General features: G+C 42.3%; 36 protein-coding genes and 1 pseudogene. 31 read left to right on the forward strand and 6 right to left on the reverse strand.

The window, feature by feature from the left end; translation table 11 throughout:
- Nucleotides 1-11 precede the first annotated feature (11 nt).
- The 26 genes and pseudogenes from rplB to C9E88_RS02405 all read left to right on the forward strand — a co-directional run bounded on the left by rplB (nt 12) and on the right by C9E88_RS02405 (nt 14257).
- Nucleotides 12-836: a 50S ribosomal protein L2 gene (gene rplB / locus C9E88_RS02280; RefSeq protein ID WP_067762915.1), complete on the forward strand. Its 825-nt coding sequence runs from the start codon at nt 12-14 to the stop codon at nt 834-836.
- Between the two features lie 19 nt (nt 837-855).
- Entirely contained in the window at nt 856-1131 is a 276-nt protein-coding gene (gene rpsS / locus C9E88_RS02285) for a 30S ribosomal protein S19 (protein WP_004281508.1), read from the forward strand.
- An 11-nt stretch (nt 1132-1142) separates the two neighbouring features.
- On the forward strand, nt 1143-1472 hold the full coding sequence (rplV, locus tag C9E88_RS02290; RefSeq protein ID WP_106984033.1) for a 50S ribosomal protein L22: 330 nt from the start codon (nt 1143-1145) through the stop codon (nt 1470-1472).
- A gap of 1 nt (nt 1473) precedes the next feature.
- Nucleotides 1474-2251: pseudogene (gene rpsC, locus C9E88_RS02295) on the forward strand (30S ribosomal protein S3).
- Nucleotides 2230-2643 carry a 50S ribosomal protein L16 gene (rplP, locus tag C9E88_RS02300; protein ID WP_106984035.1) on the forward strand — a complete coding sequence of 138 codons (414 nt, stop codon included), beginning with the start codon at nt 2230-2232 and terminating at the stop codon, nt 2641-2643. Before rpsC ends, rplP begins: the two are co-directional and overlap by 22 nt.
- Nucleotides 2643-2840, forward strand: a complete 198-nt coding sequence (gene rpmC / locus C9E88_RS02305; RefSeq protein WP_005012982.1) for a 50S ribosomal protein L29 — start codon at nt 2643-2645, stop codon at nt 2838-2840. The genes rplP and rpmC overlap by 1 nt, the downstream gene beginning before the upstream one ends.
- Nucleotides 2837-3094 carry a 30S ribosomal protein S17 gene (gene rpsQ / locus C9E88_RS02310; protein WP_106984036.1) on the forward strand — a complete coding sequence of 86 codons (258 nt, stop codon included), beginning with the start codon at nt 2837-2839 and terminating at the stop codon, nt 3092-3094. Before rpmC ends, rpsQ begins: the two co-directional genes overlap by 4 nt.
- A 91-nt stretch (nt 3095-3185) precedes the next feature.
- Nucleotides 3186-3554 carry a 50S ribosomal protein L14 gene (rplN, locus tag C9E88_RS02315; protein ID WP_106984037.1) on the forward strand — a complete coding sequence of 123 codons (369 nt, stop codon included), beginning with the start codon at nt 3186-3188 and terminating at the stop codon, nt 3552-3554.
- A gap of 9 nt (nt 3555-3563) precedes the next feature.
- Nucleotides 3564-3881, forward strand: coding sequence for a 50S ribosomal protein L24 (gene rplX / locus C9E88_RS02320; protein WP_106984038.1), 318 nt, complete (start codon nt 3564-3566; stop codon nt 3879-3881).
- 16 nt (nt 3882-3897) lie between these two features.
- Nucleotides 3898-4434, forward strand: a complete 537-nt coding sequence (gene rplE, locus C9E88_RS02325; RefSeq protein WP_106984039.1) for a 50S ribosomal protein L5 — start codon at nt 3898-3900, stop codon at nt 4432-4434.
- A 9-nt stretch (nt 4435-4443) separates the two neighbouring features.
- Nucleotides 4444-4749 (forward strand): 30S ribosomal protein S14, encoded by a 306-nt coding sequence (rpsN, locus tag C9E88_RS02330; protein WP_106984040.1) that lies wholly within the window; start codon nt 4444-4446, stop codon nt 4747-4749.
- A 12-nt stretch (nt 4750-4761) separates the two neighbouring features.
- On the forward strand, nt 4762-5157 hold the full coding sequence (gene rpsH, locus C9E88_RS02335; RefSeq protein ID WP_053579514.1) for a 30S ribosomal protein S8: 396 nt from the start codon (nt 4762-4764) through the stop codon (nt 5155-5157).
- A gap of 13 nt (nt 5158-5170) precedes the next feature.
- A complete protein-coding gene (gene rplF, locus C9E88_RS02340; protein ID WP_106984041.1) occupies nt 5171-5704 on the forward strand; it encodes a 50S ribosomal protein L6 in 534 nt (177 codons plus the stop codon).
- A 14-nt stretch (nt 5705-5718) separates the two neighbouring features.
- The gene (gene rplR / locus C9E88_RS02345) at nt 5719-6069 is read left to right on the forward strand and encodes a 50S ribosomal protein L18 (protein ID WP_106984042.1); all 351 of its coding nucleotides are present in this window, start codon (nt 5719-5721) and stop codon (nt 6067-6069) included.
- A gap of 2 nt (nt 6070-6071) precedes the next feature.
- Nucleotides 6072-6569, forward strand: a complete 498-nt coding sequence (gene rpsE, locus C9E88_RS02350; protein WP_004786901.1) for a 30S ribosomal protein S5 — start codon at nt 6072-6074, stop codon at nt 6567-6569.
- A gap of 6 nt (nt 6570-6575) precedes the next feature.
- The gene (rpmD, locus tag C9E88_RS02355; RefSeq protein ID WP_081406804.1) at nt 6576-6752 is read left to right on the forward strand and encodes a 50S ribosomal protein L30; all 177 of its coding nucleotides are present in this window, start codon (nt 6576-6578) and stop codon (nt 6750-6752) included.
- A 3-nt stretch (nt 6753-6755) separates the two neighbouring features.
- Entirely contained in the window at nt 6756-7196 is a 441-nt protein-coding gene (rplO, locus tag C9E88_RS02360; protein ID WP_106984043.1) for a 50S ribosomal protein L15, read from the forward strand.
- Nucleotides 7197-7241: 45 nt separating this feature from the next.
- Nucleotides 7242-8561, forward strand: coding sequence for a preprotein translocase subunit SecY (gene secY / locus C9E88_RS02365; protein WP_171501790.1), 1320 nt, complete (start codon nt 7242-7244; stop codon nt 8559-8561).
- A gap of 19 nt (nt 8562-8580) precedes the next feature.
- On the forward strand, nt 8581-8697 hold the full coding sequence (gene rpmJ / locus C9E88_RS02370) for a 50S ribosomal protein L36 (protein ID WP_000867907.1): 117 nt from the start codon (nt 8581-8583) through the stop codon (nt 8695-8697).
- A gap of 107 nt (nt 8698-8804) precedes the next feature.
- On the forward strand, nt 8805-9161 hold the full coding sequence (gene rpsM / locus C9E88_RS02375; protein WP_106984045.1) for a 30S ribosomal protein S13: 357 nt from the start codon (nt 8805-8807) through the stop codon (nt 9159-9161).
- Between the two features lie 19 nt (nt 9162-9180).
- On the forward strand, nt 9181-9567 hold the full coding sequence (gene rpsK, locus C9E88_RS02380; RefSeq protein ID WP_001040166.1) for a 30S ribosomal protein S11: 387 nt from the start codon (nt 9181-9183) through the stop codon (nt 9565-9567).
- Nucleotides 9568-9579: 12 nt separating this feature from the next.
- On the forward strand, nt 9580-10206 hold the full coding sequence (gene rpsD / locus C9E88_RS02385; protein WP_004691294.1) for a 30S ribosomal protein S4: 627 nt from the start codon (nt 9580-9582) through the stop codon (nt 10204-10206).
- A gap of 17 nt (nt 10207-10223) precedes the next feature.
- Complete coding sequence (locus C9E88_RS02390; RefSeq protein WP_106984046.1) at nt 10224-11231, forward strand: DNA-directed RNA polymerase subunit alpha; 1008 nt, start codon at nt 10224-10226, stop codon at nt 11229-11231.
- 18 nt (nt 11232-11249) lie between these two features.
- Nucleotides 11250-11615, forward strand: coding sequence for a 50S ribosomal protein L17 (gene rplQ / locus C9E88_RS02395; RefSeq protein ID WP_004641032.1), 366 nt, complete (start codon nt 11250-11252; stop codon nt 11613-11615).
- A gap of 200 nt (nt 11616-11815) precedes the next feature.
- Nucleotides 11816-13306, forward strand: a complete 1491-nt coding sequence (locus C9E88_RS02400) for a flavin-containing monooxygenase (RefSeq protein ID WP_106984047.1) — start codon at nt 11816-11818, stop codon at nt 13304-13306.
- Between the two features lie 159 nt (nt 13307-13465).
- The gene (locus C9E88_RS02405; protein ID WP_106984048.1) at nt 13466-14257 is read left to right on the forward strand and encodes an alpha/beta fold hydrolase; all 792 of its coding nucleotides are present in this window, start codon (nt 13466-13468) and stop codon (nt 14255-14257) included.
- A gap of 79 nt (nt 14258-14336) precedes the next feature.
- Here the strand turns inward: C9E88_RS02405 and C9E88_RS02410 are convergent, their stop codons facing one another.
- Nucleotides 14337-15509: an acyl-CoA dehydrogenase family protein gene (locus C9E88_RS02410; protein ID WP_106984049.1), complete on the reverse strand. Its 1173-nt coding sequence runs from the start codon at nt 15507-15509 to the stop codon at nt 14337-14339.
- Between the two features lie 186 nt (nt 15510-15695).
- Between C9E88_RS02410 and C9E88_RS02415 the strand changes: the two genes are divergently transcribed.
- The 5 genes from C9E88_RS02415 (at nt 15696) to C9E88_RS02435 (ending at nt 20930) form a co-directional block, all read left to right on the forward strand.
- The gene (locus tag C9E88_RS02415) at nt 15696-15953 is read left to right on the forward strand and encodes an FAD assembly factor SdhE (protein ID WP_106984050.1); all 258 of its coding nucleotides are present in this window, start codon (nt 15696-15698) and stop codon (nt 15951-15953) included.
- Entirely contained in the window at nt 15946-16329 is a 384-nt protein-coding gene (locus C9E88_RS02420) for a protein YgfX (RefSeq protein ID WP_106984051.1), read from the forward strand. Before C9E88_RS02415 ends, C9E88_RS02420 begins: the two co-directional genes overlap by 8 nt.
- Nucleotides 16330-16848: 519 nt before the next feature.
- Nucleotides 16849-17895, forward strand: a complete 1047-nt coding sequence (locus tag C9E88_RS02425) for a hypothetical protein (RefSeq protein ID WP_106984052.1) — start codon at nt 16849-16851, stop codon at nt 17893-17895.
- 76 nt (nt 17896-17971) lie between these two features.
- Nucleotides 17972-18547 carry a rhombosortase gene (gene rrtA / locus C9E88_RS02430; protein WP_106984053.1) on the forward strand — a complete coding sequence of 192 codons (576 nt, stop codon included), beginning with the start codon at nt 17972-17974 and terminating at the stop codon, nt 18545-18547.
- A 193-nt stretch (nt 18548-18740) separates the two neighbouring features.
- Entirely contained in the window at nt 18741-20930 is a 2190-nt protein-coding gene (locus tag C9E88_RS02435; RefSeq protein ID WP_106984054.1) for a TRAP transporter large permease subunit, read from the forward strand.
- Between the two features lie 66 nt (nt 20931-20996).
- Here the strand turns inward: C9E88_RS02435 and C9E88_RS02440 are convergent, their stop codons facing one another.
- From C9E88_RS02440 to C9E88_RS02460, 5 genes are all read right to left on the reverse strand, one after another.
- Entirely contained in the window at nt 20997-21884 is an 888-nt protein-coding gene (locus C9E88_RS02440; RefSeq protein WP_106984055.1) for a DMT family transporter, read from the reverse strand.
- A gap of 68 nt (nt 21885-21952) precedes the next feature.
- Complete coding sequence (locus C9E88_RS02445) at nt 21953-22417, reverse strand: hypothetical protein (protein WP_106984056.1); 465 nt, start codon at nt 22415-22417, stop codon at nt 21953-21955.
- Nucleotides 22418-22433: 16 nt separating this feature from the next.
- Nucleotides 22434-22643, reverse strand: coding sequence for a YheV family putative zinc ribbon protein (locus C9E88_RS02450; protein ID WP_171356348.1), 210 nt, complete (start codon nt 22641-22643; stop codon nt 22434-22436).
- Between the two features lie 48 nt (nt 22644-22691).
- Complete coding sequence (locus tag C9E88_RS02455; protein ID WP_106984058.1) at nt 22692-24722, reverse strand: M3 family metallopeptidase; 2031 nt, start codon at nt 24720-24722, stop codon at nt 22692-22694.
- A 75-nt stretch (nt 24723-24797) separates the two neighbouring features.
- Nucleotides 24798-25202 (reverse strand): hypothetical protein, encoded by a 405-nt coding sequence (locus C9E88_RS02460; RefSeq protein ID WP_227865848.1) that lies wholly within the window; start codon nt 25200-25202, stop codon nt 24798-24800.
- Between the last annotated feature and the right edge of the window lie 17 nt (nt 25203-25219).

The raw sequence follows: 25219 nt of genomic DNA on the forward strand, positions 1-25219 counted from the left end.
GGACGAAAATTATGCCGATTCAAAAATGTAAGCCAACGTCTCCAGGACGTCGCTTTGTAGAGAAAGTGGTTCATGATCACCTTCACAAAGGCGCACCGTACTCTCCGTTGGTAGAAGCTAAAAAACGTACTGGTGGTCGTAACAACAACGGTCACATTACGACTCGTCACGTTGGTGGTGGTCATAAACAGCACTACCGTATCGTTGACTTCAAACGTAACAAAGACAGCATCCCAGCTGTAGTTGAACGTATTGAATACGATCCTAACCGTACAGCTCATATTGCTTTATTGAAATATGCTGACGGTGAACGTCGCTATATCATTGCACCTAAAGGCCTTCGCGCTGGTGATCAAGTACAATCTGGTAACGATGCTCCAATTCGTCCAGGTAACTGCTTACCACTTCGCAACATGCCAATCGGTTCTACACTTCACAACATCGAGCTTAAAATCGGTAAAGGCGCACAATTAGTACGTTCTGCTGGTACTTCTGCTCAGTTGTTAGGTCGTGACGGTTCTTACGCTATCATTCGTCTACGTTCAGGCGAAATGCGTAAAGTACACGTTGAATGCCGTGCAGTTCTTGGTGAAGTTTCTAACCAAGAAAGCAACCTTCGTTCATTGGGTAAAGCTGGTGCATCGCGCTGGCGTGGTGTTCGTCCTACCGTTCGTGGTATGGCGATGAACCCAGTAGACCATCCACACGGTGGTGGTGAAGGGCGTAACAAAGGTATTCAACCTGTAAGCCCATGGGGTCAAAAAGCTAAAGGGTACAAAACACGTACCAATAAGCGTACGACTAAGATGATCATTCGCGACCGTCGCGTTAAGTAACAAGTAAAGGAATCTGACAATGCCTCGTTCTCTGAAAAAAGGCCCATTCGTCGATGCGCACTTGTTCGCTAAGGTTGAAGCGGCTATCGCGGCTAATAACCGTAAGCCGATCAAAACTTGGTCGCGTCGTTCGATGATCTTACCGGATTTTGTTGGTCTAACAATTTCTGTACACAATGGCCGTAACCATGTTCCAGTAATCGTATCTGAACACATGGTTGGTCATAAACTAGGTGAATTCGCGCCAACTCGTACCTATCGTGGTCACGGTGTTGACAAGAAGTCTAAACGTTAATAGGTGCTATGATGGAAGTAACTGCTAAATTACGCGGTGCCGCTATCTCGGCACAAAAAGCACGTTTGGTTGCAGACCTTGTGCGCGGTAAATCTGTTGCACATGCGCTTAACATTTTAACTTTCAGCAATAAAAAAGCTGCAGTTTTAGTTAAGAAAGCATTAGAGTCTGCGATTGCAAACGCTGAACACAATAACAGTTTAGATGTAGACGATCTTAAAGTTTCTACGATCTACGTTGACGAAGGCATGAGCCTTAAACGTATTTTGCCACGTGCTAAAGGCCGTGCAGATCGTATTACTAAGCGTACTTGTCACATCACCGTTAAGGTAGGGGTTTGATATGGGTCAGAAGGTTCATCCAATCGGTATCCGCCTAGGTGTTGTGAAACGTCATAACGCTAACTGGTATGCGAGTCCGAAACAATACGCTGAATACTTGCTTAAAGATTTGCAGGTTCGTGAGTTTTTAACTAAAAAACTTAAGAATGCAATGATCAGCAATATTCTTATCGAACGTCCTACAGGCGCTGCTAAAATTACTATTAGCACTGCTCGTCCAGGTATCGTTATCGGTAAAAAAGGCGAAGACATTGAGAAACTACAACGCGAATTAACAGCTATTATGGGTGTTCCTGCGCAAGTTAGTATCAATGAAATCGATCGCCCAGACTTAGACGCTCGTCTAGTTGCTGAAGCAATTGCTTCTCAATTAGAAAAACGTGTTATGTTCCGTCGTGCTATGAAGCGTGCGGTACAAAACTCTATGCGTGCTGGTGCTAAAGGTATCAAAGTTGAAGTATCAGGCCGTTTAGGTGGTGCTGAGATCGCTCGTACAGAATGGTATCGTGAAGGTCGTGTACCTCTACATACTTTACGTGCTGATATCGACTACTCAACTATGCGTGCTGAGACTACTTACGGTACGATCGGTGTTAAAGTTTGGATCTTCCGTGGCGAGATCTTGGGTGGCATGAAACAAGTCATGAACCCAGCTCCTGCAGAAGAGCGTCCAGCTAAACGTGGTCGTGGTCGTGGTGAAGGTCAAGAGCGTCGTGGTCGTCGCAATGATCGTTCTGCTGAAAAAGGAGAATAATCCATGTTACAACCTAAACGTATGAAATTCCGTAAAGTGCAAAAAGGCCGTAACACTGGTCTTGCACATCGCGGTAGCTCAGTATCTTTCGGTACAATCGCACTTAAATCAATCGAACGTGGTCGTATGACTGCACGTCAAATTGAAGCGGCGCGTCGTACAATCAGCCGTCGTATTAAGCGTGGTGGTAAGATCTTTATCCGTGTTTTTCCAGACAAACCAATTACTAATAAACCATTAGAAGTTCGTATGGGTAAAGGTAAAGGTTCTGTGGAATACTGGGTTTGCGAAATCAAACCAGGTAAAGTCTTGTACGAAATTGATGGTGTTAGCGACGAGTTGGCAACAGAAGCATTTAAACTTGCTGCTGCTAAACTTCCGTTTAAAACCACTATCGTGACTCGGACGGTAATGTAATGAAAACTAATGATCTACGTGAAAAGTCGGTAGAAGAGTTGACAGCTTTGCTTGATGAGCAACAGCTTAACCAATTCCGTCTTCGTATGGCAAAAGCAACTGGTCAATTGGGTAAATCGCACGAAGTTGCGCTTACTCGTAAAACAATTGCTCGTATTAAGACCCTCCTTACCGAAAAACAGGGGAACGGACAATGAGTGAAAATACAGTCCGCACGTTAACAGGCAAAGTAGTAAGCGACAAGATGGACAAGTCTATCGTTGTGCTTATCGAACGCCGTGTTCAACACCCGTTGTATGGCAAATCAATCCGCCGTTCAACAAAATTACATGCTCATGATGAGAACAACACTGCTAAAATCGGCGACGTTGTAACTATCAAAGAAAGCCGCCCAGTTTCTAAAACTAAGTCTTGGACTCTAGTTGAAGTTATTGAAGCAGCTGCTGAGTAATTAACGTTCTAGTTGCATCATCGGTCAAATTCGAGTACTCTTTGAGCCTTTCGAATTTGTGACCGGTGATGCTCGGTTTTGGAGTAGGGCAATGATTCAGACCGAAAGTATGCTCGACGTAGCAGACAACAGTGGTGCTCGCCGCGTACAATGTATTAAAGTACTTGGTGGTTCACATCGTCGTTATGCGTCTGTTGGCGACATTATTAAAGTTACTGTAAAAGAAGCAATTCCACGTTCACGCGTTAAAAAAGGTGATGTGATGAATGCTGTTGTTGTACGTACAAAGTTCGGCATCCGCCGTGCAGACGGTTCAGTTATTCGTTTCGACGATAACGCAGCTGTTATTTTGAACAACAACAAAGCGCCAATTGCTACTCGTATCTTTGGACCAGTGACACGTGAACTTCGTACTGAACAGTTCATGAAAATTATTTCACTGGCTCCTGAAGTTCTATAAGAGGCAATCATGGCTAAGATTCAAAAAGGCGATCAAGTAATCGTGATCGCAGGTAAAGAAAAAGGCAAACAGGGTACTGTATTGTCTGTTTCGAATGACCAAGTGAAGGTTGAAGGCCTTAACTTAGTTAAGAAGCACCAAAAGCCAAACCGTGCTACGGGCGCTGAAGGTAGCATCGTAACTCAAGAGGCTTCGCTTCATATTTCTAACGTGGCAATTTTTAATGCTGCAACCCAAAAGGCTGACCGTGTTGGTTACCAAGTAGTTGAAGGCGTGAAAACTCGCGTATTCAAGTCATCTGGTGAATCAGTGGCGGCAGCGAAGTAATAGGTTGATTTAGGCTATGGCCAGACTTAAAACGCGTTACAACGACGAACTAAAAGCTCAGTTAAAAGAGCAATTAGACGTTAAAAATGTGATGGAAATTCCTCGCATTACTAAAATCACGATCAACATGGGTGTTGGCGCAGCTTCTGCTGACAAAAAACTCCTTGATGGTGCTCTTGCAGATATGCAAGCGATTGCTGGTCAAAAACCAGTTCTTACATTAGCTCGTAAATCTATCGCTGGTTTCAAAATCCGTGATGGTTGGCCGATCGGTTGTAAAGTTACTTTACGCGGCGAACAAATGTACGAATTCTTAGACCGTTTGATCTCTATCGCGATCCCACGTATCCGTGACTTCCGTGGTTTCTCTGCGAAATCATTTGATGGTCGTGGTAACTACTCAATGGGTCTTAAGGAACAAATCATGTTCCCTGAAATCGATTTTGATAAGATTGATCGTATTCGTGGTATGGATATTACCATCACTACGACTGCTCGCACCGATGACGAAGGCCGTGCGCTTATGCGTGCATTCGGCTTCCCGTTCAAATAAGAGGTCGATATGGCTAAGAAAGGTATGATTAATCGCGAATTGAAACGCGAAGCTACTGTTGCTAAATTTGCTGCAAAACGTGCTGAATTAAAAGCTACGATTGCAAATGTAAATGCAAGCGACGAAGAGCGTTTCGAAGCGATGATGAAATTACAAGCATTACCACGTAATGCGTCTCCAGTACGTCTGCGTAACCGTTGTGGTTTAACTGGTCGTCCTCATGGTTACTTCCGTAAGTTCGGTCTAAGCCGTAACAAACTACGTGATACAGTAATGCAAGGTGATGTACCTGGCGTTGTTAAGGCAAGCTGGTAAGGAGCACTATAAATGAGTATGCAAGATACCGTTGCCGACATGCTAACACGTGTTCGTAACGCACAAATGGCGAAGAAACAAACTGTTTCTATGCCTAATTCTAAGTTGAAGGTTGCTATTGCAAACGTACTTCAACAAGAAGGTTACATCTCTAACGTAGAAGTTGCAGACGCTGAAGGCAAAGCAACTTTAACAATTACGTTAAAATATTTCGAAGGCAAACCAGTTATCGAAACTGTGAAACGCGTAAGCCGTCCAGGTCTACGTCAATACCGCGGTAAAGATGCACTTCCTAGCGTTAAGCAAGGTTTAGGTATTGCAATTGTTTCTACAAGCAAAGGCATCATGACTGATCGCGCTGCACGTGCTGCGGGCATCGGTGGTGAAGTTATTGCTTTTGTTTCTTAATAGGTGATTCCTCATGTCTCGTGTGGCTAAAGCCCCAGTAACTGTACCTAACGGTGTAACAGTTACTCAGAACGGCCGGCAGGTCGAAGTGAAAGGCACTAAAGGTACTTTGTCTTTCAACCTGCATGCGCTGGTCGAGCTTAAACAGGAAGAAGGTAAACTTCAAGTTGCTCCAGTTAAAGAGTCGAAAGACGCTTGGATGCAAGCTGGTACTGCTCGCGCTGTCTTAAACAACCTTGTAAAAGGTGTTAGCGAAGGCTTCGAACGCAAGTTACAATTGATTGGTGTTGGTTACAAAGCTGCGGTTAAAGGTAACGTTGTTAACCTTAACCTTGGTTTTTCACACCCAATTGATTATGCACTTCCTGAAAGTGTGACTGCTGAAACTCCAACTGCAACTGAAATTATCCTTAAATCTGCTGACAAAGCAGCTTTAGGTCAAGTTGCTGCGGAAATCCGTGGCTACCGTCCACCAGAGCCTTATAAAGGTAAAGGTGTTCGTTATTCTGACGAAGTTGTACTTCGTAAAGAAGCTAAGAAGAAATAAGGCGCGAGGTTCTTATGAACGAAAAGAAACAATCCCGTTTGCGTCGTGCGAAAAGCACACGCTTGCACATTCGTGCATTGGGTGCGACTCGCTTGTGTGTAAACCGCACACCGCGTCACATCTATGCTCAAGTTATCTCAGCAGATGGTGGCAAAGTATTAGCTCAAGCTTCTACTTTAGATGCTACTTTACGTGCAGGTACAACTGGTAACGTTGAAGCAGCGAAACAAGTAGGTGCTTTAATCGCAGAGCGTGCTAAAGCAGCTGGTGTTACTAAAGTTGCATTTGACCGTTCTGGTTTTAAATATCATGGTCGTATCAAAGCCTTGGCTGATGCTGCTCGTGAAAACGGCTTGGAGTTCTAATCATGGCTAAAGTTGAACAAAACGAAGGTCTTGTTGAAAAGCTGGTTGCCGTTGATCGTGTAGCCAAAGTTGTTAAGGGTGGTCGTATCTTCTCTTTCACAGCATTAACTGTTGTGGGTGATGGTAATGGTCGCGTAGGTTTTGGTCGTGGTAAAGCACGTGAAGTTCCAGCTGCTATTTCTAAAGCACTTGAAGCGGCTCGTCGCAACATGATTACTGTTGACCTTGTTGATGGTACTGTTCAGCACCCTATCAATGCTCGTCATGGCGCTAGCCGTGTTTACATGCAGCCTGCTTCTGAAGGTACTGGTGTAATCGCTGGTGGTGCAATGCGCGCAGTTTTAGAAGCTGTTGGCGTACGCAATGTATTGACTAAATGCTACGGTTCTACTAACGCTGCAAACGTTGTAAACGCGACTTTTAACGGTCTGCGTGATATGACTTCTCCTGAGAAGGTTGCTGCGAAACGTGGTCTTACTGTTGAACAAATTCAAGGGTAATCAATCATGAAAACGATTAAAGTTACCCAGACTAAATCTTCATCGCATCGCTTGAAAAATCACAAGCTTAGCCTTAAAGGTTTAGGTCTGCGTCGTATTGGTCATACTGTAGAAGTGCTAGATACACCTTCTAACCGTGGTATGATCAACCAAGTCTACTATATGGTTAGTGTAGAGGAATAAGCCATGACTCTGCGTTTAAATACAATTGCACCTGCAGAAGGTGCTAAACGTGATAACCTTCGTTTAGGCCGTGGTATCGGTTCTGGCGTTGGTAAGACTGGTGGCCGTGGTGTCAAAGGTCAAAACTCGCGTAAGAGCGGTGGTACACGTCCAGGTTTCGAAGGCGGTCAAACAGCGTTATATCGTCGTTTGCCTAAATTCGGCTTCACTAGCCAAATGGCTTTGAAAACTGCTGAAGTACGTTTATCAGAACTTTCTAAAGTTGAAGGCGACATCGTGTCTCTAGAAACTTTAAAAGCTGCTAACGTTGTACGTAAAGACATGCTTCGTGCACGTATCGTACTTTCTGGTGAAATTACTCGTGCATTCACTGTACAAGGTGTTGCATTGACTAAAGGCGCTAAAGCTGCTCTAGAAGCTGCTGGCGGCAAAGTCGAGGAGTAATCCCCAGTGTCTATGTCTCCTAGCTCGTCAGGTCATGTTAACATGATGAAAGGTCAACCATTTCATGTGAAATACCGTGAAATTATTCGTCGTATGATGTTCCTCATCGGGGCGTTGTTGGTTTTTCGGTTAGGAGCGCATATACCAGTACCGGGCATTAATAATGTTGCGCTTGAAAACCTTTTTAATGCAAACCAAGGCACGATCCTTGGTTTGTTTAATATGTTTTCAGGTGGTGCATTAGAGCGGATGTCAATTCTTGCTCTAGGGATCATGCCATACATCTCTGCATCGATTATCGTGCAGTTGATGTCAACTGTGGTTCCTTCGCTTGAAGCTTTGAAAAAAGAAGGCGAACAAGGCAAGCGTAAGATTAACCAATATACACGTCAGGGCACGTTGTTCCTTGCACTTGTGCAAGCGATCGGGATGTGTGCGGGTCTAATTAGTCAAAATATTACTTTGACTTCTGGTCTTGCATTTTACGTTCCCGCTGTAACATCTTTAGTTGCAGGTACAATGTTCTTAATGTGGCTGGGTGAACAAATTACCGAGCGTGGGGTGGGGAATGGTATTTCCATGATCATCTTCGCTGGTATTGTTGCAGGTTTGCCGAACTTGGTTCTGCAATCATTTACTTCTATCGATAATGGTCAATCAAGTATGATTGGTTTGGCAGTTTTTGCTGTATTATCGATTGCAGTATTGGCAGCAATTGTGTTTATTGAGAAAGCGCAACGTCGTATTCCAGTAAACTATGCTCAAAAACAACAAGGTCGTCGTGTATTTACAGCACAACAGACACATTTGCCGTTAAAAATTAACATGGCGGGTGTGATTCCTGCGATTTTTGCAAGTTCATTGCTATTATTTCCTGCGAGCTTAGGTCAGTGGGTAGGTAGTCATGATGTTGATGCTGGTTTTATTAAGCGTGGCCTACAAGATTTGGCACTCGTTTTGTCGCCTGGACAGCCGTTGTATTTGGTGCTCTTTGGTGCGTTAATTATCTTTTTCTGTTATTTCTATACTGCGCTAGTATTTAGCCCTAAAGAAGTTTCAGAGAACCTAAAACGCAGCGGAGCTTATGTGCCTGGTATTCGTCCAGGTGAGCAAACTGCTCGTTACTTAGATCATATTCTCAATCGATTGACCTTTATCGGTGCGATTTATATCACAATCATCTGTTTAATGCCGATGATTCTACAAAGTTCGTTTGGTATTCCATTCAGCTTAGGTGGTACGTCTTTACTGATCGTAGTGGTTGTTGTGATGGACTTTATGGCTCAGCTACAAGCTCATCTCACATCGCATCAGTACGATAATCAATCATTAATGAGAAAAACGACTGCTCATCCTAAGGGATAAGCGCACTTGAGGTTTCATCATGAAAGTACAAGCTTCTGTAAAGAAAATTTGTGGTAGCTGTAAAGTTATCCGTCGTAATGGGGTTATTCGCGTAATTTGTAGCGCTGAACCTCGTCATAAGCAGCGTCAAGGTTAATCTGATCAAGACCTGTTGATTTCAGTAGGCTAATTAGGTTATTATCCGCCCCTCAAGATTTTTGTGGGGCGGTTGATTATCTTAACTGCCTTTTTGGAGAAAATTGAATGGCTCGTATTGCCGGTGTAAACATTCCGGATAACAAGCATGCTGTTATCTCTCTAACGTACATCTTTGGTGTAGGTCGCCACACTGCTAAGAACATCTTAGCTACTGTAGGTATCGCTACTACAACTAAGATTCGTGAATTAGATGACGCTCAGCTTGATGCGATTCGTGCAGAAGTTGCTAAGGTTCCTACCGAAGGTGACTTACGTCGCGAAATTTCCATGAACATTAAACGTTTAATGGATTTAGGCTGCTACCGCGGTCTTCGTCATCGTCGCAGCTTGCCTGTCCGCGGTCAACGCACCAAAACTAACGCACGTACCCGTAAAGGTCCGCGCAAACCTATTAAGAAATAAGATTTCTGGAAGCTAAAAGATGGCTAAAGATACTCGCACACGCAAGAAGGTCACTCGTACCGTCTCTGAAGGTGTTGCACACATTCACGCTTCTTTTAATAACACCATTGTGACTATTACCGATCGTCAAGGTAATGCACTGGCTTGGGCTACCTCTGGTGGACAAGGCTTCCGTGGATCACGTAAATCAACTCCGTTCGCTGCTCAGGTAGCTGCTGAAGTTGCTGGTAAAGCAGCTTTAGACTACGGTTTGAAAAACTTGGACGTCCTTGTAAAAGGTCCTGGTCCAGGTCGTGAATCTGCGGTTCGTGCTTTAGGTGCAGTGGGTTATAAAATTAACAGCATTACCGATGTGACGCCAATCCCGCACAACGGTTGCCGTCCACCTAAAAAACGTCGCGTGTAAGGAGAAACATTCATGGCTCGTTATATTGGTCCAAAATGCAAACTCTCTCGCCGCGAAGGGACAGACCTGCAATTAAAATCTGGCGTAAAACCATTTGACGTCAAAACAAAAAAAGCTGCTAAAGCACCTGGCCAACATGGCGGCGCTCGTGGTGGCAAACAATCTGAGTATTCACTACAATTACGTGAAAAACAAAAAGTACGTCGTATGTACGGTGTTTTAGAACGTCAATTTAGTAACTACTACAAAGAAGCTGCTCGTGTTAAAGGCGCAACTGGTGAAAACTTGTTGAAATTGCTTGAAAGCCGTCTAGATAACGTTGTTTATCGCATGGGTTTTGGTTCTACACGTGCAGAAGCTCGTCAGCTTGTATCTCACCGTTCTATCACTTTAAATGGCCGTCGCGTTAACATCGCGTCTATCCAAGTTAAAGCTGGTGACGTGATTGCAGTTCACGAAGGCGCTAAACAACAATTGCGTATCAAAAACGCAGTTGAATTAGCTGCTCAACGTGGCATTCCTTCTTGGATGGAAATTGACCATTCTAAATTGGAAGGTACGTTCAAAGCTGCTCCAGATCGTTCTGATTTACCTGCTGAAATCAACGAAAGCTTGATTGTAGAATTGTATTCTAAATAATCCTTGAGGTAGCAATAATGACGCGTACTGCAAATGAGTTTCTAACTCCGCAAGCGATTAAGGTCGAAGCGGCAAGCGGGACCTCGGCAAAAGTTATTCTAGAACCCTTAGAGCGTGGCTTTGGTCATACTCTTGGTAATGCTTTACGTCGCATCCTACTTTCTTCTTTACCTGGCGCTGCTGTGGTTGAAGTTGAAATTGAAGGTGTCGAGCACGAGTACAGTACTTTGGAAGGCTTGCAGCAGGACATCGTCGAGCTCTTGCTGAACCTAAAAGGATTGTCTATTAAGCTGTTCGATCAAAATGAAGCTTATTTGACATTAGAGAAACAAGGTCCTGGCGACGTAACTGCCGCTGACCTTCGTTTACCTCATAATGTTGAAGTGGTTAACCCTGAACACTTGATCGGCACTCTAAGTGCTACAGGCAATCTTAAGATGCGCCTGAAAGTTTCTCAAGGTCGTGGTTACGAGACTTCTGATTCACGCTTCCCAGAAGGCGAAACTCGCCCAGTGGGTCGTTTACAATTAGATGCTTCTTATAGCCCTATTAAACGTGTGTCTTACACAGTGGAAAACGCTCGTGTAGAACAACGTACAGATCTTGATAAACTGATCATTGATCTTGAAACAAATGGTACTGTAGATCCAGAAGAAGCGATCCGCAAAGCGGCAACAATCTTGCAACAACAAATTGCAATCTTTGTTGATCTTCAGAAAGATCAAGCGCCAGTTGCTCAAGAACCTCGTGAAGAAGTTGATCCAATCTTGCTTCGTCCAGTAGATGATCTAGAGCTTACTGTTCGTTCTGCTAACTGTTTGAAAGCAGAAAATATTTACTACATTGGCGATCTTGTTCAACGTACTGAAGTTGAGTTGTTAAAAACTCCTAACTTAGGTAAAAAATCGTTGACTGAGATTAAAGATGTTCTAGCTTCGAAAGGCTTGCAGCTTGGCATGCGTTTAGAAAACTGGCCACCAGCTAGTTTACGCATGGACGACCGCTTTGCCTATCGTAGCCGTTAATTAAGTAGGACTATCACCATGCGTCATCGTAATAGTGGTGTGAAATTAGGCCGTACAAGCAGTCACCGTAAGGCGTTGTTCCAAAACTTAACAAATGCTTTAGTTGAGCATGAGTTAATTAAAACAACTTTGCCTAAAGCGAAAGAACTTCGCCGTGTTGCTGAGCCTTTAATCACTTTAGCTAAAAACGATACTGTTGCAAACCGCCGTTTAGCGTTTGCTCGTACTCGTTCAGCAGCAACTGTTGGTAAATTGTTTACCGTTCTTGGCCCTCGTTACAAAGAACGTAACGGCGGTTATCTACGTGTTCTTAAAGCGGGCTTCCGTGCGGGTGATGCTGCACCGATGGCTTACGTTGAGCTTGTAGATCGCGAAGTTAAATAATTTCGCACAAGAATAGCGTTAGTTGTTCTAAGAAAGACCGGCTTTTAGCCGGTCTTTTTTTGCCTAAAAATTATTAGACAAAAATAAGTGTTGTCCTTAAATGACACGGAATTTATCAAATTTTATCAAACTTGACATTGCGTATTGTCAAATATGTGCTTTAATAAAACCATAAAACTGAGATAGGTTAAAAGAACAATATGGAAAAGCAAGTTGATATTCTGATTGTTGGTGCTGGTATTTCTGGTATTGGTATTGCAGCGCATTTATTAAAGAATTGCCCGCAGCGTTCATTTGAAATTATTGAACGTCGTGAAAGTTTTGGTGGTACGTGGGACTTATTTAAATATCCTGGTATTCGTTCAGATTCGGACATGTCAACTTTTGGTTTTAATTTTAAACCTTGGCAAAAGGCCAGTGTTTTGGCTGACGGTGCTTCAATTAAAGGGTATTTGTCTGAAGTTATTGACGAAAATCAGTTGGCACAGAAAATTCATTTTCAGCATCGTGTGCTGAGTGCAAATTATGACTCGAACACGAAAAAATGGTCAGTTGAAATTGAAAATGCGGACAATAAAAAAGAAACTTGGATTGCAAATTTTGTCGTGGGATGTACGGGCTATTACAACTATGACAAAGGTTTTCAACCTGATTTTCCAAATCAAAGTGCATTTAAAGGTCAGTTTATTCACCCACAGCATTGGCCTGAAAATTTAGATTACAAAGGCAAAAAAGTAGTCATCATTGGTAGTGGTGCAACTGCAATTACCCTCGTACCAGCAATGTCTAAGGGTGGCGCTGGTCATGTAACGATGCTACAACGTTCGCCAACCTATATTGCATCTATTCCTTCGGTGGATATGATCTATGACAAAATGCGTAAAGTGTTGCCTGAAGATTTGGCTTATAAATTAACACGTGCACGTAATATTGGTGTGCAGCGTGCTGTATATGCAGTCGCTCAAAAGCAGCCTGAGTTGCTTCGCAAATTCTTATTGCAATCTATTAAAATGCAGTTAAAGGGTAAGGTGGATATGAAACACTTTACGCCTAAATATAATCCTTGGGATCAGCGTTTATGTGTTGTTCCAGATGGTGACTTATTTAAGATTTTGCGTGAAGGCCGTGCAAGTGTAGAAACGGATCAAATTGAGAAGTTTACTGCCAAAGGTGTTCAGTTGAAGTCTGGTAAACATTTAGATGCAGATATTGTAATTTCTGCGACAGGTTTAAATATTCAAATTTTAGGTGGAATTAAAGCGACGATTGATGGTAAGCCATTGAACACTTCTCAGCATATGCTATATCAAGGTGTGATGGTCAGTGATGTGCCAAATATGGCGCTAATTATTGGCTATATTAATGCGTCTTGGACTTTAAAAGTGGATATTGCTGCTGAATATATCTGTCGTTTGCTGAACTATATGGATGAGAAAGGCTATAACGAAGTTTTACCACAAGGCGATGCAACACAAATTGAGCAAGATACGGTGATGGGAAGTCTCAGCTCTGGTTATATTGCGCGTGCTGCGGATGTCATGCCGAAACAAGGTAAGAGTGGACCATGGCGTGTAACCAATAACTATTTGGCAGATCGTAAAGCGTTGAAAAAAGCTGGTTTTGAAGATAGTGTGCTCAAATTCAGTAAGAAATCAGCTGCTTCAGTGACAAAGCCTCGTTTAGTCTCTTAAGAGAATTTTATGAGGTATTAAAATCACTTCATTATAAGCTGGATATGAGAAGGAGCTCTAAGAGCTCCTTTTTTTATGAATTCTGCGTTCAGTAATTTAACTTTGCCTTAAGTATAGATTCGGACAAGATGTATGTAGGACATAAATCGAAGTAGTGTAATGGATATTCAAACACAGCATTATCAAGTGCCTTTTGGCACTTTGTTATTAAACGCGCGTTCTTGGCAATCGGTTGATGTAAATGCTGAATTGGCACCCATAATTTTGTTACACGATTCTTTAGGAAGTGTGGGTTTATGGCGAGATTTACCTGCGCAATTGGCACATCTTTCAAAGCGTAAAGTCTATGCCTATGATCGTTTAGGCTTTGGATTGTCTGATGCATGTATGGCCTTACCTGCACTGGACTTTGTGCTCAGTGAAGCACAGCAGGCTTTTCAGGCTGTGATTGACTATTTTCAGCTCTCACATTTTGTGGTGATGGGGCATAGTGTGGGTGGTGCTATGGCATTTGCCATTGCGGCTCAAGAAGCAGAGCGCTGTGTAGGTTTAGTGAGTATTGCAGCCCAGTTTGAAGTAGAAGAGCAAACAGTGCAGGGGATCATGCTTGCAAAAAAAGGTTTTCAACAAGCAGGTCAATTGGAACGCTTAGAGAAATACCATCCACAGAAGGCACAGTGGGTATTAGATGCATGGACGGAAACCTGGCTTGCACCTGAGTTTCAAAGCTGGAATTTGGCCACAGTCTTGCCAAAAGTAAGCTGTCCAAGCTTGATTATTCATGGTGAATTAGACGAATACGGCAGTATAAATCAAGCACAGCAATTATTTGATGGTGTTGATGGTCGCGCTGAAATGCATATTTTAGAAGGGTTGCATCATTTACCGCATAAAGAGCAACCTGAGCTGGTTTTGCAGATTATTCAAGAATTTCTCAATGAGCTGTTTTAATCATAGTTACTTGTAAAATGAGAACAGCAACGCTGAACGAATTGCGTTGCTGTAGCAGGATAGGCTAGGGGTTTAGAGATTAGAGCGTACGTGAAATTAATTCTTTCATAATTTCATTGGTTCCTGCGTAGATTCGATTTGCACGGTTGTCGATATAGGCACGTGCAATTGGATATTCAAGCATATAGCCATAGCCACCATGGAGCTGTAGGCACTCATCTACAACCTTTGAGAACATTTCTGAAATTTTGTATTTGGCCGCTGCTGCTGCATCAATGCCGAGTTCTTCTTTGAGTTGTAACTCCATGCATCGGTCTAAGTAGGCACGACAGAAGTCAATTTCAGTACGCAATTCAGCGAGTGTAAAACGACTGTTTTGGAAGCTCCCAATTGCTTTGCCAAAAGCTTTACGCTCTTTGGTGTACTTGACGGTATGTGCAAAAGACGCTTCTGCACCTGCTTGGCAAATAATTGCGACCAACATGCGCTCCCAAGCCAGCTCTTTCATTAGCATCATAAAGCCCATGCCTTCCATACCCAGTAAGTTTTCTTTAGGTACACGCACGTTATCAAAAAACAGTTCGCAGGTATCTTGACCTTTCATGCCGATTTTGTTGAGTGGCTTGCCTTTGCTAAAGCCTACGCGATCTGCTTCAACTAAAATTAAGGATAAGTTTGCAGAACCTTTTTCAGAGTGACCTGTTTTACATACCACAATGGCCATATCACATAGATAACCATTGGTAATAAAAATCTTAGAGCCATTAATAACATAGTCGTCGCCATCTAGTACGGCGGTTGTACGTACAGCTTGTAAATCTGAACCTGTGCCTGGTTCAGTCATCGCAATGGCGGTAACTGTTTCGCCAGTGGTCATTTTAGGTAACCAAAATTGCTTCTGTTGTTCATTACCAAAATTATAAATGTAATTGGCCACAATATCTGAATGCAGAGAAAAACCTGTTGAAGAATCCATGGCATAGGCTTGTTCTTCAATCAAGATCATGCTGTACAGACGGTCTACCCCAGAGCCACCATAGGCTTCAGGCATGGTGGTACACAATAAACCTAGCGCACCTGCTTTATTCCATATATCGCGATCCACATGTTGTTGTTGTTCATATTTTTCAATATTTGGCACAACTTCTTTTTCATAAAATTTGCGTACAGTATCGCGGAATGCTTCATGATCAGCATTAAACAGTTTGCGCGGTAGCATATTGAGAATAGGGCGAATCGCTCCAGATTGCATGTGAATTATCCTTATTGTGTGTGCGTGTATTTGAAAATTATAAGAATGTACAGTTGTCAGCAATGTGCTGAATGCTCAATTGCAGAAAATTTACTGATGCTTTCGGTCAATCTTGTGAAAAGGTGTCAATTAACAGGGCTGAATAAGGTAAAATAACGGCGTTTAAATCTAACATTGGGGAATGCGATGACTGATGACATCAGCTTGGAAGAACGCAAAGTAATTTACCGTGCGCGACGCGGTTTAAAAGAAATTGATGTGTATTTTGATCCCTACGTAAAAAATTACTACTTGCAAGCAGATCAATTTGAAAAAGACATGTTTGCAGAGTTGGTTGCGCAGGAAGATCCAGATTTATTGGATTGGTTTATGGAAGTAAGTGAACCGCCACGCCCAGAATTACGTGATTTTATTCAGAAGTTAAAACACTACGTTCATGGATAAGCGTCATTTTCAGCTGAAACCTAGTCTGATAGCGCTAGTGTTTCAGTTTGCCATTTTTGCGGTTTTAATGACCTTGCTCTATCAGGTTTTAGCCATCTGGCTTTGGTGTGTGTTTCTGCTATTGGGCTTGGTCATCTATGCTTTATTTTATCGCCGGCGCCCCAATATTAGTGCGCTGGAATATCTGGATGGTCGTGATTGGACCTTGACCAAGTACGGTCAGCCACAGCGTGTGCAAATCAGTCATATTATTGATCATCAAGTGTATATCGTGGTGTATTTTCAGCATGCACGTACAAAACCAATGATTATTTGGTGTGATCAAGTCGCCTTCAAACAGTGGAAGTCATTGAAAGTATTGGCCAAAATGATCTAATTGTTAGACAGACTAAATTTTTAAAAAATCATAAAAACAATAAAAATCAATTGAATATAATGCATCTCTCACAATGTTGTCAGACAGACTGCTGAATAGTTGGCAGAAAATATAAATTGTCTGACAATTATTGTGCTGTCTATTTTTTGATACATGTACATTAACTCTACCAACAGCGAAATGAGGAGTCTCTTATGGACTATCCAACTTGGATGCTTCTGGCAGCTGCGATTGTTATGGCAATTGTAGTAGGACGGCTAGGAACGGTGCTGAAGGAACGAATTGCACAACATGATTAGCGTTTAGGCGCTAGACCCTTAATAAGTAGCATGTGCTGAACCGTCGCAATGCTGCTTTTTTTTGCCTAAAATTTGGCATCCTCTTCATTCCAGTCAATTGCAACGCATTAAAATAATGGCACAGTGTAGACTCAAATTAGAGTAAATACTCTTTTAAACAGAAAACGCTTCTGATATGTTTGTCGAGATGGACATAAACAAAATTATAGAGGACAGGAATATGTCGAACGTCCAACGCATTTGCCAAGGTGTGGCAGTCGCAATAACAACTACATTTTTATTATCTGGCTGTTCACAAGTGATCAAGACAGGTGCCAATGTGGCATTAGGTTTTACAGAAAATCATATCGTACCGCCAATTTTAGCCATGGATGATGCAGAAATGATCTGCAACACCGGCAACTCTTTGACGCCTGCGATTATGGCGACTAAAGATATGGGTGCAGATCCAACACGTGTGGCTGTACTTATGTACTCAGCTTCTGGTATGTGCGCAGAGCAAAAAGCTTTAGATGCAGAGTTACGTTATCTTCGAGCATCTAAATCAAATCAAGTGACTGAAGCACAGGATGCACGTATAGAGCAAAAACGTTGGGCGGGTTTAGCGGCACAGCGTCAATATACAGGCTATCAATTGTTCCAATCACGCTATGAAAAGAAATACAAAAAAACATTGGGTGATGGCTGTGCCAAAATGAACAGTGATATAGAGCAGACTGTTTATTTATTGGGCATGTTAAGTGGCTTACAGGCCATGACCAATGATATTAACTCTGGTGGTGCAGTGAATGTACCTAAAGATATTGCGGCCGTGGTTGAGCGTGGGATGACCTGCTTAAATAATGAAAAATTTTGGGGTGCGCCTAATGCAACGCGTGCTGTGATTTGGACCTTATTACCCGGGGCGGGCGATGATAAGCCAGATCCATACCAAACTTTAAAACAATCAATGACGATTGGTGAGCAAAAAGGCGTCCGCTTACCGCATGCGATGTATGCCGTTGCAGCACAAGCCAGTGGTGACGATGCTAAAATTCGTGATGCTTTGAAGAGTTTTGCACAGGCACGTTCAGATGAAAAACCAGTCAATCCACAGTTTAAACTGATTGATAGTATGGCTGAGTTGATGGTGAAAGGTATTTCAGATCGCTATTGGACTGAGCATACAGGTACACGTACAGCAGATGATGGCATGCAACGTTTCTGGGATGATAGTGGCTCTTCTTCTGATTTAGATGATTTATTTGAAGAGGGTAAGTCACAGTAAATATGAGCCTCAGAAATAGAACCGAAGTGAATTGCTAAGTGTAAGACCTTAGTGCAAACATAACGGAGTAAGGTACATGCAAGATCAATTTTTAATTCGAAAAATTGTTTTTTTAGCAGTATTTGTGTCTTTTTCTGCCTGTTTGCAAGTGTATAAAGATGCATTCATCTACTGGCAAGATGGGCTGTTTAGCGAATTTTGGCGCTTATGGACAGCTCATTGGGTTCATGTGGGATGGATGCATTATTTTTTGAATATGCTGGCATTTATCTGTTTGCCATTTATATTTCCACGCGCATCGCTCTGGCACTTTGTAGCCTTGCTCTTGGCACTTCCGCCTTTAATTAGTCTCAGTTTTTACTTTTTTCTACCCGATATAGAAGCTTATGCGGGGCTTTCTGGGGTGCTGCATGGGGCTTATGCATCTATTGCTTGTGTACACTTGTTATATAAGCGTGAGCGACGCTTTGCTGCATTTGTACTGTTATTAATTTTGTCAAAATTGGTTTGGGAAAATACCTTTGGCAGTATGGGGACAGCTCAACTTATAGGAAGTCCTGTATTGGTCGAAGCCCATTTATTGGGGGTGATTTGGGGTATTGTACTGGCCGTTATCTATGTAATTGGGAGTTATTTCATTGCAGAGAAATGATAAGTAGAGAAGTGATCGAGTTGACATTTTTTTCATAAAAGAAAATACATATTGTCATTTTAATATCTGCCTAATTGTTGCACATTGAAAGAAAATCGGAATAACAAACAGAAATACCGAAAAAGGAATTTTTTGGAAAGAAGGACAAGGGTGAAGCAAAGCGCTCACACCCAAAATAAAAATAGGAAGATTCATGCAAAATGATCAAAACAGCAGATCCGGACTCGGACTGTTAAGTTATATATGGAACAACTGGATCTCGACCTTTATCGTTCTGCTTTTACTGCTGTTGACTTTAATCATTGGCACGGGCGAAATGATTCATGGCCAATTATTGCGTACAGGTGAAAAGCTGTATGGCAATGAAGCGATTGGGATGCAGTACTCGTTTTTACGCGCTGAACCTGTTGCACCTGATTGTGATCGTCATCCGAATGTTGATGCAATGGTGCAGACCCAAATGAAGCAAAATGCAAATGATGAGTTTGCAGATATCTTCGGTAGTGCCTCTGAGTCTGATGTACGTGCATCAATCATGGCGGGTGTGCAGCAGTGTGAAGAAAAATTCCAATTTTATGACAAAGCTAAAAAATATTTGGATGATCATTCAAGTATTCGTACTTATCGTGCAGTTGAAACAACATTCTTCGGTATTTTCAAATTCGGTTCTGAAAACCGTGTCTTGATTTTATTGTTGATGGTTTTAGTCTCTGCAATTACTGCATCAATAAAATTCCACCATATTGGTCTACGTGCACCAACAACCAAATTAGATTACCGTGTATACGCGTTGTTTATGGCGATAGGTAATGGTTTATTAACTTTCTCTGTATATAGCCAATTTAATTCGGTTTTAAATTCAGGGGTGAAATCGACCACTGAAACCTTAGCTGTCTATTGGTTGTGGTTGGCGCTATTTGGTTTAGTTATGCTGATCAGTATTTTCCAGTTCTTTAAAACCCCAGCGGTAAAAGAACAAGGCCCAGGGAATATTGGTTTTGCATTACTGAGTGTACCACTGTATGCCTATATGGCCATTATTACAGGCGTAGCATTTACTTTCTTCATGGACTATCCAATGGGGCAAGGGATTTATTTGGGACAGTTGGTTGAGTTCTCAGGTATTTTCTTAAACCTAGCGTTATTCATTTGGGCAGGTATGTTACTCACGCAAACACGGGTGATGGATCTGTTCTTGGGGATTTTACGCCCATGGAACTTGGCCCCTGAAACACTGACTTGGTTAATTTTGATTGCAGCTGCTATTCCAACAGCTTATACAGGTGCATCTGGTATCTTCGTTGTGGCTGCGGGTGCCATTATTTATAAAGAAGTTTGGAATTCTGGCTCACGTCGTCAATTTGCTTTGGCCGTGTCTGCAATGTCGGGCTCGCTCGGCGTGGTGATTCGTCCATGTTTATTAATTATCTTGATTTCAATGCTAGACAGTCGTCATGTTACTTCAGATGAGCTATTTGATCATGGTATTTATGTATTCTGGTTAACTGCATTTATTTTCTTAGGCATTTCTTTGTTCTTGGCGGAAACACGTTTCCGTGTGAATTCACCGAAAGTTGCAATTCCAGGCATGCTTCGCGCATTTATTCCAGTCATTCCATATATTGTGATCACATTGATTGTGATTGCATTCTACAAATATGGTCTAGACACCAAGATGGATGAGTTCACTGCACCTGTAGTGTTACCAATTATTTTAATTGCTTACATTATGTTTGACCGTTGGTTTGCGGATCGTTTTACTCCAACACCTGTCGATCAACATGCACATTTGGCAGAACAGCATGCTCAAAGCTCAACATTTATGCGTGAGCATGATGGACAGCGTCGTGGCTTTGGTAGCTCGATTTGGTTTGCATCATCAGAAACAGTTGGTCATATTGGTGCGCTGATTATCCTTATGGCACTCTCTGCAAGTGTAGGTGGCTTAATTGAACGTACTGAAGTTGTAGAACTATTACCGACACATTTGGGCAATATCTATATTTCATTGGCCTTTATTGCATTGCTATTGGCAATTATTGGTATGACCACAGACCCATTTGGTGCAGTTATTTTGGTTGCGGCTACAGTTGCACCTGTAGCGTATGAAAATGGCATCCATCCAATTCATTTCTGGATGATTGTACTGGTCGCATTCGAGTTGGGTTATGTCTCACCACCTGTTGCGCTGAATCATTTGCTGACACGATTGTCCGTTGGTGATGATGAGGTTCGTGAAGCGGATGCCGAAGCAAAAGCGATGTACACCAATTTCTACTATCGTTATGAACGTTGGATCTTACCAATTTTGGTGTTGTTCCCATCATTACTGATTGTGACTTATGCGCCGTATGTATTGAAGTTATTTGGCTGGTACAAGTAACAGCATAAAAAAATGCACCTTCGGGTGCATTTTTTTATGGGAGATAGACATTTAAACGTTTTTATTTTAGCGACGTGCCTTCAACCACTGCGGTCGTTTGAATAAAGGATTACAGAGGACAATTGCCATAAAAATAAATGCAAATCCAATTAGACTATAAAGATCTGGAAGCTCATGCCACATGAAGTAACCCCAAGCACCCGCAAAAATAATCGCAATATAATTGACTGGTCCAATTTCGCCAGCAGGTGCGAGTTTATAGGCATTCGACATAAAGAGTTGACTGATATTGGCCAATAGCCCAGCACAAATGAGGTACATTAATTCAGTGAATGTATATAGACGCCATGACCAAAACATTGGAATGGCTGAAATGAGCGTGCCAAAAAAGCAAAAATAAAACACGATGCGTTCAGGTGGTTCAGTTGCTGTAAGGGCGCGTACGGTCACAAAGGCCATGGCTGCTAAAAAACTTGCACCTAAACCAATGAGCGACAATTGATTGAACATGCCAGAATCTGGCTTTGCAACGCACAGTACCCCAATGAGTCCGACCAATGCCGCAATCAGCATTTTTGCAGTGATTTGCTCTTTGAGAAATAACCATGCAATTAAAGGAATAAAAATGGGGGATGAATACGTAAACACCATCGCATTGGATAGTTTTAAATGGGCAATTGCATAGAAAAAACCATACATTGCGATCAGCCCGACTATGGAGCGCCAAGTGTGCATCCAGAGTTTTTGAGTTTTAAAAAAGCCAGTACCTTTTTTGAGGATAAGGGGAAGGAAAATGAATAGGCCTACTACATTGCGAAAAAATACAATCGTGGCATTGTCTACACTCTGTGAGGCTAAACGAATACAGACGCCCATAATTGAAAATAAAAAGGCGGACAGCATTAAAAAGCCAATTGCTTTAACGGTGGTATTGGATGAGGGGAGTGAAGACATAAATAATAGGCCAGAAAATCTGATGATATTCTAGCCTGATTTAGATGCAAAACTAAGTATTGAATGACTTAGTGTTCTTGTGCCAGTTGTTGCTCAAGTAGCTTAAGTTGCTCTTCTTTTAATTTAATCAGCTGATCAGCATCAGCATGCTGTGCCTTTAGGGTCTTTTCTTGCTCTGCGAGTTGTTCTTGCAAATCGGCAAGCCGTGCCTGTTCCTCTTTTGCTAAAGAAGCATTTTCAGGAATAGGCGCTGTTAAAATATCGTCAGTGACCAGCGGCTTTGACTGAGTTGCATGATTCGCTTCTACTGCACTTGCTTCTTGAAGGTTGATTTCAGAAGCAGCGGTTTCTTCAGTGCTTGCCTCACTTGTTGGCTGATTTGAGGCTTCGCTCGCAACCGTATCATAAACTGGCGCTAGCTCTTCTACTGGAGAAGTGAACCACTGATAAGCAAAAAAAAGCGCAACCAGTACGCCGAGTCCCCCAATAATCCCGATTAAAAGTTTCGGGCTATTTCTTTGATCTTCTGCCATACATAGACCTAAATTGTTATTTTGGCTGACGAGGTTTGAATTGAATGACACCAATTTCATCGGGCACTGCCGGAGTCTCAGGCTCTTCTACATGCGTCGGACGGTTTTCGGTATAACCGCAATCAATGCATTCAATCCATTCATCATCATTTGAGCTAAGCATGACAACACGGTCCATCGCTTGACACTTCGGACATTTGGCGCCAGCAATAAATCGGCGTTTAATGGTCATCATACTTACCTACTATAAAATTAAGGTCCTTAGTTTAAGAGTTTATGAAGCGTTCGTCCAACCTTGGTGACGAAGCAGTGCATCTATTTTCGGCTCGCGTCCACGGAAATTGACAAAAGCGTCGAGTGCAGCATCTTTTCCACCGACAGCTAAAATGGCTTTACGGAAATCATGCCCTGTTTGCGTATTGAAAATGCCTTCTTTTTCGAAGCGATCAAAAGCGTCACTGGCTAAAACTTCAGCCCATTTGTATGAGTAATAACCTGCAGCATAACCACCTGCAAAAATGTGGCTAAAGCCGTGTTGGAAACGGTTATAGGCAACAGTTGGCACTACAGCAAATTGGCGACGAATTTGATCTAATTCTGCCTGAATTTGAGTGGCATTGAGTGCAGGTGTTCGGCTGTGAATGTTGAGATCAAATAGAGCAAATTCAATTTGACGCAGTGTTTGCATACCCGATTGGAAAAACCGTGCATTCAGTAATGCTTGAAGTAAATCAGCGGGTAGGGCTTGCTTGGTTTCGATATGTTCACTCAGTAGGTCTAGACTTTCTGTATCCCATGTCCAAAACTCCATAAACTGACTTGGTAATTCAACAGCATCCCATGCCACACCATGAGTACCAGCCACAGAGATATTATCGACCTCGGTTAGCATGTGATGTAAACCATGGCCAAATTCATGGAATAAGGTGTTCACTTCATCATGTGTTAATAATGCAGGCTGATCACCTACAGGTGGGGTGAAGTTACACACCATATAGCAAATTGGCTTTTGTAGGCCATGCTCGGTTTGCATACGTGAACGGAAACCACTCATCCATGCGCCACCACGTTTGCCTGTACGTGCATAAAGGTCAAAGTAAAAACCACCAATTACAGTGCCTTGATCTTCAAGTTCAAAATAACGTGCATCTGGATGCCATACAGGTGCTTCGCGCTCGACAACCTGTACGCCGTATAAGCGGTTGACAATGCTAAATAGGCCTTGCAAGATTTTAGGCGCAGGGAAGTAGGGTTTAAGTGCTTCTTGTGACAGATTAAACTGTTGCATTTTGAGCTTTTCTAAGTAGAAGCCTGTATCCCAAGGTTGTAAGTCTTGAATACCATCTGCGCTGGCAATGCTTTTTAGTTCTGCAACTTCTTTGAGTGCAGGCTGGCGTGCATGTTCTGCAAGGTCAACTAAAAATTGATGTACTGTTTCTACATTGGGTGCCATTTTGCTGGCCAGTGAGAGTTCGGCATAATTGCTAAAACCCAAGAGCTGTGCCATTTCCTGACGTAAACTTAGAATTTCTTCCATCACTGGCGTGTTATCAAATTCAGATGCATTGGCTTGGTCTGAAGCGCGGGTGGTGTAAGCCTTATAAATTTGCTCACGCAGTCCACGGTCTTCAGCATAGGTCATAATCGCCAAATAAGAGGGAATATCTAAAGTTGCTGCAGGCTGTTGCAATTCACGCTGCTGACCGTATTGTTTTAGCAATTCCACGCTACTGTCTGGTAAGCCTTTAAGCTGTGCATCTTCTAAAGGAAGTACAAAAGCTTGGGTTGCATCTAGTACATGATTGGAAAAGTCTGATGATAATTGTGATAAACGTGCAGAAATATCAGCATAGCGCTTTTTAGCATCACCTTCTAAAGCCACGCCTGAGAGTTTAAAGTCTCGTAGAGATAACTTGATCGCACTTTGCTGTGCGGCAGGGAGTGTTTCAAACAAGGCACCGTCACGTACGTGCTGATAAGTTTGATACAACACGGTATGTTGGCCTAGAGCGGTATAGTATTCACTGAGTGCTGGCAATAGCGACTGATAAACTTCACGTGTTTCTGCATTGTTCATGACTGCATTGAGGTGTGATAGTACGCCCCATGCTTCACTCATATTATTTTCTAGGGTATCGATCTGTTCGAGTACAGCTAATTGTTGCTGAATACTGTCTGGAACTGCAGTTAATTCATCTAAAAAGGTTTGGCCTGATTGAATCGCTTGCTCAATTTGTGTTTTAAGTTGATCTAAAGTGATTTGATTGAATTGTGGAACAGGCAAAGTTGCCTTTTCTAATGTCATTGTGAAATGCCGTAGTAATTTCTGATGTTATAAGTAGATGTAGGGGTTTGAAATAAATAAATCAAGGCTTTGTGGCTATTTATTCTGTGTTGGTTTGACAATTTGGATGGATTCGATCTTTTGGATGTAAGTGCCAAAGTGCCCCTGAATGACAGATACCTTCATGAACAGATTTTGATTTTTGTAGTGTTCATATTCATCTGCACTGATTCGAAATATACGAGTAGAGTCATAAGGTGTTTGGATGGAATGGTAGACACTTCCTTTTTTACCATGTCCTTTGACAGCACTTGCTTCAACGGTCACAACAGTCGGTGTACCTAACAGTACGGTATGCAGTAGAGGGGGATAAAACACAAAATTTAAATAAAAAATCAAAACAGCAAAAAGAGGCAGTAGCAGTAAGAAATAGAATTTTGGTCTGTTCTGTACATTTTTCCATGTACGTGGAATGACCCATTCACCTTGTCGATGAAGCACATAAAAGTAGAGCAAAA

Origin of the sequence: Acinetobacter cumulans, assembly GCF_003024525.3 — a bacterium.
GTDB classification, from domain to species: Bacteria; Pseudomonadota; Gammaproteobacteria; order Pseudomonadales; family Moraxellaceae; genus Acinetobacter; species Acinetobacter cumulans.